General features: G+C 58.4%; 12 protein-coding genes. 6 read left to right on the top strand and 6 right to left on the bottom strand.

Translation table 11 applies throughout. From position 1 onward, the window contains the following. Positions 1–22: 22 nt before the first annotated feature. Both AC2FNR_RS11070 and AC2FNR_RS11065 read right to left on the bottom strand, forming a co-directional pair. On the bottom strand, positions 23–481 hold the full coding sequence (locus AC2FNR_RS11070; protein WP_170354391.1) for a DNA polymerase III subunit chi: 459 nt from the start codon (positions 479–481) through the stop codon (positions 23–25). A gap of 4 nt (positions 482–485) precedes the next feature. Beyond that, a complete protein-coding gene (locus tag AC2FNR_RS11065) occupies positions 486–1,952 on the bottom strand; it encodes a leucyl aminopeptidase (RefSeq protein WP_496849067.1) in 1,467 nt (488 codons plus the stop codon). 240 nt (positions 1,953–2,192) lie between these two features. Here AC2FNR_RS11065 and lptG point away from each other — a divergent pair, with 240 nt between their 5' ends. The 5 genes from lptG to rsmA all read left to right on the top strand — a co-directional run bounded on the left by lptG (position 2,193) and on the right by rsmA (position 8,582). Then, a complete protein-coding gene (lptG, locus tag AC2FNR_RS11060; protein ID WP_496849066.1) occupies positions 2,193–3,293 on the top strand; it encodes an LPS export ABC transporter permease LptG in 1,101 nt (366 codons plus the stop codon). Further along, positions 3,293–5,455, top strand: coding sequence for an LPS-assembly protein LptD (locus AC2FNR_RS11055; protein ID WP_496849065.1), 2,163 nt, complete (start codon positions 3,293–3,295; stop codon positions 5,453–5,455). The genes lptG and AC2FNR_RS11055 overlap by 1 nt, the downstream gene beginning before the upstream one ends. After that, entirely contained in the window at positions 5,446–6,696 is a 1,251-nt protein-coding gene (locus AC2FNR_RS11050; RefSeq protein ID WP_170752759.1) for a peptidylprolyl isomerase, read from the top strand. The genes AC2FNR_RS11055 and AC2FNR_RS11050 overlap by 10 nt, the downstream gene beginning before the upstream one ends. Next, positions 6,693–7,658, top strand: a complete 966-nt coding sequence (gene pdxA / locus AC2FNR_RS11045; protein WP_496849064.1) for a 4-hydroxythreonine-4-phosphate dehydrogenase PdxA — start codon at positions 6,693–6,695, stop codon at positions 7,656–7,658. The genes AC2FNR_RS11050 and pdxA overlap by 4 nt, the downstream gene beginning before the upstream one ends. Positions 7,659–7,739: 81 nt before the next feature. Further along, positions 7,740–8,582 carry a 16S rRNA (adenine(1518)-N(6)/adenine(1519)-N(6))-dimethyltransferase RsmA gene (gene rsmA / locus AC2FNR_RS11040; protein WP_170752754.1) on the top strand — a complete coding sequence of 281 codons (843 nt, stop codon included), beginning with the start codon at positions 7,740–7,742 and terminating at the stop codon, positions 8,580–8,582. 55 nt (positions 8,583–8,637) lie between these two features. On the opposite strand, the gene AC2FNR_RS11035 is transcribed toward rsmA, so the two are convergent. The 3 genes from AC2FNR_RS11035 to prfA all read right to left on the bottom strand — a co-directional run bounded on the left by AC2FNR_RS11035 (position 8,638) and on the right by prfA (position 11,343). Continuing rightward, positions 8,638–9,207, bottom strand: coding sequence for a DUF4167 domain-containing protein (locus AC2FNR_RS11035; protein ID WP_170354398.1), 570 nt, complete (start codon positions 9,205–9,207; stop codon positions 8,638–8,640). Positions 9,208–9,445: 238 nt separating this feature from the next. Next, complete coding sequence (gene prmC / locus AC2FNR_RS11030; RefSeq protein WP_480865698.1) at positions 9,446–10,291, bottom strand: peptide chain release factor N(5)-glutamine methyltransferase; 846 nt, start codon at positions 10,289–10,291, stop codon at positions 9,446–9,448. After that, positions 10,288–11,343 (bottom strand): peptide chain release factor 1, encoded by a 1,056-nt coding sequence (prfA, locus tag AC2FNR_RS11025; RefSeq protein WP_496849063.1) that lies wholly within the window; start codon positions 11,341–11,343, stop codon positions 10,288–10,290. Before prfA ends, prmC begins: the two co-directional genes overlap by 4 nt. A 63-nt stretch (positions 11,344–11,406) precedes the next feature. Between prfA and AC2FNR_RS11020 the strand changes: the two genes are divergently transcribed. Then, entirely contained in the window at positions 11,407–11,694 is a 288-nt protein-coding gene (locus AC2FNR_RS11020; RefSeq protein ID WP_480865700.1) for a hypothetical protein, read from the top strand. On the opposite strand, the gene AC2FNR_RS11015 is transcribed toward AC2FNR_RS11020, so the two are convergent. Beyond that, the gene (locus AC2FNR_RS11015; RefSeq protein WP_496849062.1) at positions 11,635–12,039 is read right to left on the bottom strand and encodes a DUF1499 domain-containing protein; all 405 of its coding nucleotides are present in this window, start codon (positions 12,037–12,039) and stop codon (positions 11,635–11,637) included. The two genes, AC2FNR_RS11020 and AC2FNR_RS11015, sit on opposite strands and share 60 nt — an antisense overlap. Positions 12,040–12,108 lie beyond the last annotated feature (69 nt).

Genomic DNA, 12,108 nt, shown 5'->3' with positions numbered 1-12,108 from the left:
CCTGAAAACTAGCGCACAAGGCTTAAGCCTCGGCTTTCTTTTCCCAACGGCCCGCTTCCTCGGACCAGTATTGCGCTGAACACCCCGCGCCGGTCAGGGCCTTCCACTGCCCGCGCGCATGCTGAACGGCCTGTTCGTCATTGCCGTCGAACAGGATACAGACCCGTTCCAGAGCGTTCACTTCGTCCGGCCCTACCTGCGCACCGTCCACCGCCATTACGCAGGCCGGGTCATTGGACACATCCGGTCCGGTCGTCAGCAAAATGGGCTGCGCCGCATCGTGCGGCCCACCGGCAAGCCCATGCGGCAGGAACCCGTCATCCGGCCCCAGCCACAGTTTTTCATCCAGCCAGTCCATCCGTGCGGGATCTGTTCCCCGCACGACAATCTTCCACCCGGCCTGCCGGGCTTTGTCCAGCAAAACCGGCAGCGTGTATTCCAGCGGCTGCCGGGTCAGGTGGTAGAAATAGACAGCACCCATCCGATTACTCGAAATTGTCCTGCACAAAACGGCTCAACGCGCGCACGCCCCAGCCAGTCGCACCCTTCGGAGCATAGGACGTCTCGGAAGCCACCGAAGCAACACCGGCAATATCCAGGTGAATCCACGGCGTTTCCTCTTTCACGAAACGCTGCAGGAACTGCGCAGCGGTGATCGAGCCCGCAGGCCGCCCGCCTACGTTCTTCATATCAGCGATGCGAGACTTCAGCTGCTTGTCATATGCCGCGCCCAAGGGCATCCGCCACGCGCCTTCGTCCTCGGCTTTGGCCGATTTCAGGAAGGCCTCGCAGAAGGTGTCATTGTTCGAGAAGACGCCCGCATTCTCATGCCCCAGACCGATAATGATCGCACCGGTCAGGGTCGCCAGATCAACCATGCCCACAGGGCTGAACCGCTCTTGCGCGTACCACATCACGTCGCACAGAACCAAACGACCCTCGGCATCGGTGTTGATGATCTCGACCGTATCGCCCTTCATCGACGTGACCACATCGCCGGGACGCGTGGCATTGCCCGAGGGCATGTTCTCGACCAGCCCAACAAGGCCGACCACATTGGCCTTGGCCTTGCGCCTGGCCAGCGCGCGCATGGTGCCAGCGACAACTCCTGCGCCGCCCATATCCATGGTCATGTCTTCCATGCCACCGGCAGGCTTCAACGAAATCCCGCCGGTATCGAACACAACGCCTTTACCCACCAGCGCCAGCGGATCATCGCCCTTGCCGCCACCGTTCCATTGCATCACCACAACCTTCGACGGGCTGACCGAGCCCTGACCGACGCTCAGCAATGTGCGCATTCCCAGCTCTTCCAGCTTGTCTTCTTCCAGAACCTCAACCTCGAGGCCCAGATCCTTCATCTCGGCCAAGCGGTCAGCGAATTCTGTTGTTGTCAGGATATTGGCGGGCTCATTCGTCAGATCACGCGTCATCCGCACGCCGTCGGCAATAGCATAGAGCGGCGCAAAGGCGGCTTCGACCTCGTCAGATTTCTGATGCGCAATAGTGACCGTCGCGGCTGGATCAGAGTCTTTGGTCTTGTGAGCGTCGAACTCATAACTGCGCAGGGCGATACCCATGGCCAGATCCTCGGAGCGGGTCTGGTTAGCCGCCATCACCAGCAGCGCTTTGCCACCGGCCAGTTTCGCAAGCGCAACACCAGCCTTGCGGGCCTCGGCCACATCCGGGCGGCGCGGCAGGATCAGAATATCCAGCGCCTCGGCCGCCATGCCACCGGGCCATGCCAACGAGATCACCTCGCCCGATTTCACCTTTTCGAACTGTTCGCTTTCGACCAGCCGCGCGACAGCACCACGAGTCAGGCGATTGGCCCGGCGCGCGGCAGGACCCATCTTGCCCTCGTCAGAAATGATGATCGCGACTCGGCCCTCGGCTTGTGCCATCATGTCAACGTCAAAAGCCTGAAACTGGATCGGGATTAGACTGCTCATTGGGAACTCCTGAAAATCTGTGACCCAAGACCTAGCCCGCCCCGATCAACTTGACCAGATAGCAGTTTTCCCCGCACTTCAATTGCAGTACAGTCCAGAAAAAATTCCGGCAGGTTCGGGGGAGAACAAAGTGGCAAGACAGGGCAGGCATATGCCGTCGCGGCAAGGCGCGAACGGTTGTGATTCTGACCTGAGGGCTAGTGGTTTTTTCGCGTTGGCAGGAATGGCGAGGGGTCTGCCGTGATCCTCGACCGATACTTTGCCCGCCGCTTCTTGCAGAACTTTATGGTGATCGGCGGCATTTTCCTGACGTTGCTGATTCTGATCGACCTGATCGAACAGGCCCGCCGGTTCGACGACGAAAACCTTTCATTCGGGCGCTTGCTGCATCTGACCTTGCTGAACACACCAGCTGCGATCAGCGAAATGCTGCCCTTGCTGGTTATCCTTGCAACGATCGCTCTGTTCGTTGGGCTGGCGCGCAGTTCTGAACTGGTCGTTACCCGCGCGATTGGTCGCTCAGGCATACGGTCTTTATTAGCGCCAGTCGCACTGGCCCTATTGATCGGAGCCATGGCCGTAGCTCTGCTGAACCCGATCTCCGCGGCGACATCCGAGGAATACAATCGCCTGTCCGACTCTTACCGCAACAGCGGCACGTCAGCGTTTTCAATCAGCAGCGAGGGCTTGTGGCTACGCCAGGGATCACAGAACGGTCAGTCCGTAATTCACGCCAAAGGTACGTCCAACGGTGAAACACTGAAGCTAAATAACGTGACGATCATCACTTTCTCACAGGAAGGAACCCCGACCCAGCAAGTCTCGGCCGACAATGCCGAGCTGAGGCCGGGCAAATGGGTATTGGACAATGCCAAGGTCTGGTCCCTCGAGGAAGACACAAACCCCGAGAGTAACTCGGTCGTTCACGAACAGCTCGAGGTTCCGACGTCGCTTACACGGCAGCGCATTCTCGACACATTGGGGCAGCAGGGATCCGTTTCGGTTTATGATCTGCCCGAGTTGATCCGGGATCTGCGCGAGGCCGGTTTTTCAACCAAGCAATACGAAGTCTGGTTGCAAGTGCAACTGGCGCGGCCCTTCTTTCTGGTTTCGATGGTTCTTATCGGCGCGGCCTTCACCATGCGCCATGTGAGATTTGGCGGCACTGGAATTGCGGTCCTATCTGCAGTTCTTCTGGGATTCGCGATTTATTTCGTGCGCAACTTTGCCCAAATATTGGGGGAAAACGGTCAATTGCCTATTATCGTCGCGGCCTGGGCTCCGCCTTTCGCTGCTATACTGTTGTCGCTTGGTCTCTTGCTTCACGCGGAGGACGGCTGATGCGGTTGCTTCCCAGCCTTCTGTTGTCGGCAGCCATCGCGATCACCTTGCCCGCGACGATCTACGCACAATCCCCAACAGGTGTGAACGCGCCTACGGACGCCACGCAGGAAGAGCAGCCAGCCCTGCTGGTTGCGGACAGGATTTTCATCACGCCCGAACGTGTTCTGGTCGCCGAAGGTAATGTCGAGGCATTTCAAGGCGATGCAAAAATTACCGCTGAACGGGTCACATATGACCGGGACACCGGGCAACTCACCCTAGATGGCCCCGTGCGCATTGATCAGGGCGGCTCAACCACGATTCTGGCGGATTCGGCTGAACTGGACGACGGTATTCAGAACGGCTTGCTGATCGGTGCGCGGATGGTGTTTGACCAACAGGTCCAAGTCGCATCGGTTCAAGCTACGCGCGCAGGTGGCAGATACACACAGTTCAGCAAGGTATCGGCCACGTCATGTCATGTTTGTTCTGATGGCCGACCGCCTTTATGGCAAATCAGGGCCCGCAAGGTCACCCACGATCAGCTTGAACGACAACTATATTTCGAAGGCGCACAATTCCGAATTCTGGACCTGCCGGTCTTCTATTTCCCTTATTTGCGTCTGCCTGACCCCACTCTGGACCGGGCAACTGGTTTCCTGGTGCCTTCGATTCGCACAACGTCGCAGTTGGGCACGGGGCTTCAGGTTCCATATTTCTTCAAGCTAGGAGACCACAAAGACCTGACATTGACGCCCTATCTGTCCTCAAAAACTCGGACGCTGGGGTATCGGTATCGTCAGGCGTTCAAGCGTGGGCGACTTCGCTTGTTGGGCGCACACACCCGTGACGATCTTCAGCCCGGAGAGGATCGCGGTTACTTCTTCGCAGATGGCTTTTTCAATCTGAATGACGGCTATCGGTTCACGTTCAACATTAAAACCACGTCCGATGACGCCTACCTGGCCGATTATGGCCTGCCCGATTTCGACCGCCTGCGCAGCGAAGTTGCGTTGGAGCGGATAAAACGCGACACCGCCTTCCGCACCAGCTTTATCCACTACAAAACCTTGCGCGACAGCGAAGATCAGGACGAAATTCCATCTCGTGTATTCGATCTGTACTATCAGAAACGCCACTTTCCGACGTCGATCGGCGGCGAAACACGGCTGAGTTTCATTACACACGCCCATGAACGCACAAGTGACGAGGACGTCGTTGGTCGCGATGTGGCCCGAGCAACCTTTGACGCGGAATGGCTACGCAGTTGGATCTTCACCTCGGGTCTGCGTGCGGACGCACGGTTCGGGGCCTCGATTGACACGTTCAACATCCGCCACGACAGCAATTTCCCTGATCAAGAAACCCGCACCACCCCCCGGGCGGCGTTGACCCTGCGCTATCCCATGGCACGGCGCGAGCAATCCGGGGCTACGCAGGTGCTGGAGCCAATTGCTCAGATCGGTTGGACGCAAGTCTCGACCAATGATGTGCCAATCGACGAAAGTACGTTTCAGGAATTCGATCAGGGCAACTTGCTGTCGCTGTCCCGTTTTCCAGCCCCGGATCGACGCGAAGATGGGGCAACCGGCGTCATTGGTGTCAACTGGGTGCGCTACGGAGCGAATGGACGCCGGGCTTTGGCCACAGTCGGGCAAGTGTTTCGCGCAGATCCCGACCCAGAGTTCAATCTGACATCGGGACTGCAGGGAACATCGTCGGATCTGCTGCTTGCAGGTCAATTGCAAACCGCAAACGGGTGGTCACTTGCAGGCCGCGGCTTGCTGAACGGAGATTTCAGTTTTGCCAAAGCCGAAATGCGCGCGGCCTGGCAGCAAAAAACCGTTAGGTTGTCGGGCAGCTATATCTGGCAGGAGCCAGACCCAGACGAGAACGTGGACGATGAAATATCCGAAATTCGATTGGATGGACGCTATAGGGTCGACCAGAACTGGCTAACCCAAGCCGTCGCCCGTTACGATCTGAGCGAGTCTGAACCCATTCGGTATGGCTTGGGTGTTACGTACCAGAATGAGTGCGTGCAGGTTAACATGACCGTCAGCAGACGTTTTACTTCGTCATCTAGTATTGAGCCTTCCACTGAATTCGGCTTTACGGTAGCCCTGACGGGATACTCCGTTGAAGGTGGTGGCCAAGAGTTCAAGAGAAGATGCAGTTGATTTCAGGTTTCTCCAATCTCATCCGATCCGCTGTGATCAGGCCAGTCGCATATGTTGCGGTCGTATCTTTGTGTCTGAGCGTGTCGCCGGGCCTGGCCCAAAGCCTGTTTTCCCCAGCCATCAAGGTCAATCAGGATATCGTCACATGGTACGAACTTGAGCAGCGCCAGCAGTTCTTGACCGTTCTTGGCGCGCCCGGAGCGTCGGACGCCGAGGTTCGCCAAGCCCTGATCGACGATCGTCTGCGTAAACAGGCCATGAGCGCAGCTGGGATATCTGCCAGCCCCGAGGCCGTTCAGCTGGGCATTGACGAATTTGCTGCCCGCGGTCGCTTGTCGACGGATGAGTTCCTTCAGCTTCTGTCCGAGGCAGGTGTTTCGCGCGAGACCGTCCGCGATTTTGTGGCCGACCAACTGTCGTGGCGCGACTTTATCAGCGCGAGATTCCTGTCGCAGGCGCGCCCATCAGAAGACGAGGTCAACCGTGCTCTTGGTCAATCGGGCAGTGGCGGGCTGCAAGTTCTGCTGTCCGAAGTCATCATTCCCGTAAATCAGCAAACGGTTGCACAGGTCGAATTGTTGGCTGAAGAGATCGCACTTCTGGAAGGATTCGATGCGTTCTCGGCAGCTGCGACGCAGTATTCTGCGGCAGGTACCCGGACCAACGGGGGGCGGTTGGACTGGCTGAACCTGACCGACCTGCCACCCGCCCTGCAACCGGTCATCATTGGTCTGAAGAATGGCGAAATAACGCAACCCATTTCTTTGCCAAACGCAGTCGCTCTGTTTCAGCTTCGGGGCCTACGCGAACTTGCGTCGGGTACTCCGACCTATTCAAAAATCGACTACGCGATCTACAACCTTCCCGGTGGCCGCAGCGCGGAAACATTGGCCCGTGCTGCCGATCTGCGCGAAGAGGTTGATAATTGCGATGATCTCTATGGCCTTGCAAAAGACCAACCGGAAAACGTTCTGCAACGGATTGAAGCCAGCCCGTCGGAAATCCCTCGCGATGTCGCACTTGAATTATCGAAACTGGACTTGAACGAGGTCTCGACCGCGCTGACCGGCAACAATGGCCAGACGCTGAAATTCCTGATGCTGTGCACACGTACTCTGGACCGGGGCGAGGAAACTTCGCGCGCGGATGTCGCCAATGCTCTGACCCAGCAACGTCTGACTGCCTTTGCCGAAAGCCTACTCGAGCAATTGCGTGCGGACGCAACGATCATCGAGCAATGATAGCCCCAATCGCGCTGAGTTGTGGTGATCCCGCAGGCATAGGCCCAGAGATCGCCGCAAAAGCCTGGGCAGAGCTACGCGGAACATGCCCCTTTGTCTACATTGGAGATGCCAACCATCTTCCTGCCGGTACGCCCATTCAGAGGATCACAGATTTTTTTGAGGCGACCGCGATCTGCGCGACGGCCCTGCCTGTGCTGCACCTTGATTTTCCGTCTGCCAACACACCAGGCCAACCCGTTGCGGCCAACGCGCCCAGCGTCATCGACGCGATCGAACTCGGCGTATCTATGATTCAGTCCGGTCGAGCCGCAGCGCTTTGTACGGCACCGATCCATAAAAAGGCCCTGATGGAAGGCGCGGACTTTGCTTACCCCGGACATACCGAGTTTCTTGCAGCCCTCGCAGGACAGCAACGCGTCGTGATGATGCTGGCCAGCGACCAACTTAGGGTGGTGCCTGCCACGATCCACATTCCTCTGTCCCGCGTTCCTGCCGCTCTGACACCAGATCTCTTGCGCGAAACAATCGAGATCACAGCCCAAGGTCTGCGTGCACAATTCGGCATCAGAAAACCTCGCATCAGTGTGGCTGGCCTAAATCCACATGCAGGCGAAGGCGGCAAAATGGGACATGAGGAGCTTGACTGGATCGCGCCGCTGATCCAAGCCTTGCCGCAAGATGACTACACGGTCACCGGCCCGCATCCTGCCGACACGATGTTTCACGCAGCGGCCCGCGCCAGGTACGACGCAGCAGTTGCGATGTATCACGATCAGGCGCTTATCCCGATCAAGACCCTCGATTTCGACATGGGGGTGAATGTCACGCTGGGATTGCCGTTCATACGCACCTCGCCGGATCACGGCACGGCGCTGGATATTGCCGGAAAAGGCATTGCCAACCCATCCAGTATGATCGAAGCCCTTAAACTGGCCCAACGCATGGCAAAAAGCGCTTGATCCTTCACCTGGCTAAAAATATCCCCGCCAGAGGCAAAAAAACTGGCGCTCTACCTCAGCCCGCGCCACGGTAATCGGATCATGAGCGCAATCGACACACTCCCCCCCCTGCGCGAGGTCATCGCGGCGTACCAACTTTCGGCCCGCAAGTCGTTGGGGCAGAACTTCCTGCTGGATCTCAACCTGACGGCAAAAATCGCGCGGCAGGCCGGTGATCTCAGCGCCTGTGACGTTCTCGAAATCGGCCCCGGCCCCGGCGGTTTGACCCGTGGGCTTTTATCAGAGGGCGCGCGCAAGGTTGTGGCGGTCGAAAAAGACACGCGCTGTATCGCAGCTTTGAACGAGATTGCTGCCGCCTACCCCGGTCGACTGGAAATCATCAATGGTGATGCGCTGGAAATCGACCCCATGGCGCATCTCACCCCGCCGATTCGAGTTGCAGCCAACTTGCCGTACAACGTCGGTACCGAACTGCTGGTCCGCTGGCTGACCCCTCCTGAGTGGCCGCCATTCTGGCAAAGCCTGACTCTGATGTTTCAGCGCGAAGTGGCCGAGCGTATTGTTGCCCGACCCGGCAGCAAGGCGTATGGCCGATTGGCCATCCTGGCGCAATGGCGGGCGGATGCGCGTATCGCCATGTCTTTACCGCCTGGGGCTTTCACCCCGCCGCCGAAAGTATCAAGCGCCGTTGTCCATCTGACCGCCTTGCCCGAACCTCGGCATCCCGCGGATGCTGCAACCCTGTCGCGTGTCGTCGCAGCCGCATTCAACCAACGCCGCAAGATGCTGCGCGCTTCCTTGAAAGGGGTCGCTTCCGATATCGAAGACCGCCTATTGGCCGCCGGTATTCAACCAACCGAGCGGGCAGAACAGGTCCCGCTAGAAGCCTTCTGCGCACTGGCGCGCCAAATCCGCGCGGGCTGAAAACAAAAAGCCCCGGTCACTTGACCAGGGCCTTCCATTCCATGTCCAACGCGGCCTACTCGGCCGCCTCAGGTGCATCACCCTTGTCGGCAGTAGCCTCTTCAGCGGCAGGTGCTGGTTTGGGCTTGCGTGCACGCGGTTTGCGGGCAGGCTTTTCTTTCTTTTCGGGAACATCAGACCCCTTGGCCTCGGGCGTTTCCACCAAACCGGATTCCGGGGCCGCTTCGGCGTTGAAATCCATGACGTCTGGTTGCGGTGCTTCGGCCGGATCGGCCTGGCGGGCCGCTTCACGTTCCTGACGCTCCGCGCGTTCTCGGTCGCGTTCGGCCTGCCGTTCGCGGTTCTGGCGTTCCTGTTCTTCCCGACGTGCCTCCATTTCACGCTGCGCTTCGCTCAGCAAACGCAGGTAATGTTCGGCGTGTTGCTGAAAGTTCTCAGCAGCCACACGGTCGTTGGACAGCTGCGCGTCGCGGGCAAGCTGGTTGTACTTGTCAATGATCTGCTGGGGCGTGCCGCGCACTTTGCCTTCCGGCCCCGAGCTGTCAAAAACCCGGTTTACAACGTTGCCGCCAGAAGGACGATTGCGGTTATTCTTGGCCCGCGAGCGGGATTTGGAAGATCTCATCTACTTTCGTCAGCCTTGTCATTCACTGTCGATCACGTCGCATCTTGCATTGCTCAAAGGCTTTAGCCGGAACGCGATGTCGACTTTTTTGGGCTTGGCGTCAGGGGTGCGCTGCAATAGCGTCAACCTCTCCGACTAATCCTGAGTAAACATGTCCTGCGCGTTCAGACAAGGGCTTTATCCCAAAATTCGCAGCTTTTTTACATCAATCGGCGCTTTTCAGCCTCAGTATGTGCCGTCACCCAGGCATTCTGGCCAAGACAACACGGTCACGGCCATCCAAATCGGGAATAATCCGCGTCTCTGCCAGCCCAGCCGCCTGAAACAGCGCGGCAACCGCGTGACCTTGCGTCGGGCCGATTTCCACCAGCACCCGACCGCTGGGGACCAGATAATCCGGGACATCGGCAGCAATGCGACGATAGGCTCCTAACCCGTCCCCTTCATCCGTCAGCGCCATACGAGGCTCGTGCTCGCGGACTTCCGGTGACAAGTCATTCATTTCTGACAGCGAAACGTAGGGCGGATTTGAGACGATAAGGTCAAATTGCCCCTCTATGCTCTCAAACCAATCTGATTGCTGTATCTCGGCTCGGGCTTGGACCTGATGTTGAACCGCATTGGCGCTCGCCTGCAGGCAGGCGGCCTCGCTTAGATCAACACCAACACCCGAAGCACTTGCGCGTTCGGCCAACAGCGTGATCAGAATACAGCCCGAACCCGTTCCAAGATCCAACAGATGATCAAACGGTGCGCTCAACGCGGCCTCGATCAGAATCTCGGTTTCAGGGCGCGGATCCAGAACATCGCGACTTACGCGAAACCTGCGGCCATAAAACTCACGTTCGCCTAAAAGGTGCGACACCGGAACGCGAATGGCGCGCAACGAAATAAGCTGATCATAGCGTTCAGCGATCTCGTGCGACAGTTCTTCCGGCGCAATCAGGGTGACCCGGCTGGCTTCGATTCGGGCAGCGTGGGCCAGCAGGACGCGCGCATCACGTGCCGGATCATCGACCCCTGCAGCCCGCAGGCGAGACGTGGCTGCCACCATCGCCTGAGCCGCTGTTTGCAGACCGTTCATAGGGCCATCTCGGCCAGCAGGCGCGCCTGATCATCGGCGGTCAGCGCGTCGATCACCTCATCCAGATCGCCCTGCATCACCTGATCCAACTTATACAGGGTCAGGTTGATGCGGTGATCGGTCATACGGCCCTGCGGGAAATTATACGTCCTGATTCGCTCGGAACGATCACCCGAACCGACCTGACTGGCGCGATCCGCCGAACGTTCGCTGTCGATCCTCTGCCTTTCCAGGTCATAGAGACGCGTTTTCAGAACCTGCATCGCAATCTCTCGGTTGCGGTGCTGCGATTTCTCGGAACTGGTCACAACCAGCCCTGTCGGCAAGTGAGTGATCCGCACCGCCGAGTCGGTGGTGTTCACGTGCTGTCCCCCCGCGCCCGAGCTGCGCATCGTGTCGATCCGAATGTCATTCGCGTCGATCTGAATATCGACATCTTCGGCCTCGGGCAAAACTGCGACGGTCGCAGCCGAGGTATGAATCCGCCCACCGCTTTCGGTTTCGGGCACGCGCTGCACCCGGTGGACGCCGGATTCGTATTTCATGCGCGCAAAGACATTGTCGCCCTTGATATGGGCCACGACTTCCTTGACCCCACCGAGGTCCGAAGCCTGCTCCTCGATAATCTCGAACCGCCAGCCACGCGCCTCAGCGTAGCGCTGATACATGCGCAGTAGATCACCGGCGAACAAGGCGGCTTCATCCCCGCCAGTGCCGGGGCGGATTTCCAACATCGCGGGGCGCGCGTCTGCAGCATCCTTAGGCAAAAGCGCCAGTTGCAGCGCATGTTCGGCCCGTGGGATACGGGCTTGTAGATCGGGGATTTCCTCTTCGGCCAGCTCCTTCATGTCGGGATCAGCCAGCATCGCCTGAGCCTCAGTCAGATCGGCGCGCAGTTGCCGCCACGCCATGATCTGGTCGACCACAGGCTTGAGGTCGGAATATTCTTTGGCCAGAGCAGCAATATCCCCGCCCGAGGCACCATCTGACATGGCCGCTTCGAGATACTGGAATCGCTGGGTTATCTGCTCAAGGCGTTCTTCGGGGATCATCCCGGCGGTGTCCCCTAATCTGCGGCTTTGGTCAAGGGCCGAGCTTGTGCTAAGCTACCCGTCATGAAGGGGTTGATTTTGATTTTGTCGCTGTTTGCGGTGCCTGCCATGGCGGACTACGTCGGGCCGGACGGAAAGGTGCGCGACTGCTATTGCACGGACAAGTCAGGCGCGCGCGTGGATCTGGGCCAGATGATCTGCCTTCAAGTCGATGGCCGCATGTTCATGGCGCAGTGCCAGATGTCACTAAACGTCCCGATGTGGCGCGAGGTCTCGGAAGGGTGTTTGTCCTCAGAGCTGGAGCGCAGCAAGCCACCCATCAACACGGTCTCGGTTTACCCCAAAATCTGAACGCCCAAAGCGCAGGCGGGCATGGATACGCAGAACCTCGCCGTCTTGCTGAACCGTGGTGTAGTCGGGAAAGCCGATTACTTGGGTACGGGTGACATAAGTGATCATTCCATCTTCGACAGATCCGGCAAGAACGGTGGTGCGCGGTGTGGCTTGTACTAGCACGTCCAGTTTTGCGAGGCCGTCTGGCCCAGTTTCGACCACGCGGATGACCCCACCCTGCATGTCCTCATCCGTAGTACCAGCAACCGCCACATGCCAGCGCGCAGGGTCCGAGGGTGCAAGTCGGATGTAAAATCCAAGTGCGATCACCGCCCCCACGATCAGCCAAAGAACCATCTTCATAATTTATCCCTTTGCTTTGAGGGCAAACTACCGGCACGTGCCCCCTCTGCAAGGTTTGACACCCCGTAC

Source organism: Ruegeria sp. SATB045 (assembly GCF_059613525.1).
Note: the sequence above shows the minus strand (reverse complement) of the source record. Positions and strands in the feature narration are given on the sequence as shown.

Coding starts and splice junctions, on each gene's coding strand:
- AC2FNR_RS11055 (WP_496849065.1), top strand. CDS start 3,293: ATGCGGTTGCTTCCCAGCCTTCTGTTGTCGGCAGCCATCGCGATCACC.
- prmC (WP_480865698.1), bottom strand. CDS start 10,291: ATGAACGGTCTGCAAACAGCGGCTCAGGCGATGGTGGCAGCCACGTCT.
- pdxA (WP_496849064.1), top strand. CDS start 6,693: ATGATAGCCCCAATCGCGCTGAGTTGTGGTGATCCCGCAGGCATAGGC.
- AC2FNR_RS11020 (WP_480865700.1), top strand. CDS start 11,407: ATGAAGGGGTTGATTTTGATTTTGTCGCTGTTTGCGGTGCCTGCCATG.
- AC2FNR_RS11070 (WP_170354391.1), bottom strand. CDS start 481: ATGGGTGCTGTCTATTTCTACCACCTGACCCGGCAGCCGCTGGAATAC.
- AC2FNR_RS11035 (WP_170354398.1), bottom strand. CDS start 9,207: ATGAGATCTTCCAAATCCCGCTCGCGGGCCAAGAATAACCGCAATCGT.
- rsmA (WP_170752754.1), top strand. CDS start 7,740: ATGAGCGCAATCGACACACTCCCCCCCCTGCGCGAGGTCATCGCGGCG.
- AC2FNR_RS11015 (WP_496849062.1), bottom strand. CDS start 12,039: ATGAAGATGGTTCTTTGGCTGATCGTGGGGGCGGTGATCGCACTTGGA.
- AC2FNR_RS11065 (WP_496849067.1), bottom strand. CDS start 1,952: ATGAGCAGTCTAATCCCGATCCAGTTTCAGGCTTTTGACGTTGACATG.
- prfA (WP_496849063.1), bottom strand. CDS start 11,343: ATGATCCCCGAAGAACGCCTTGAGCAGATAACCCAGCGATTCCAGTAT.
- AC2FNR_RS11050 (WP_170752759.1), top strand. CDS start 5,446: ATGCAGTTGATTTCAGGTTTCTCCAATCTCATCCGATCCGCTGTGATC.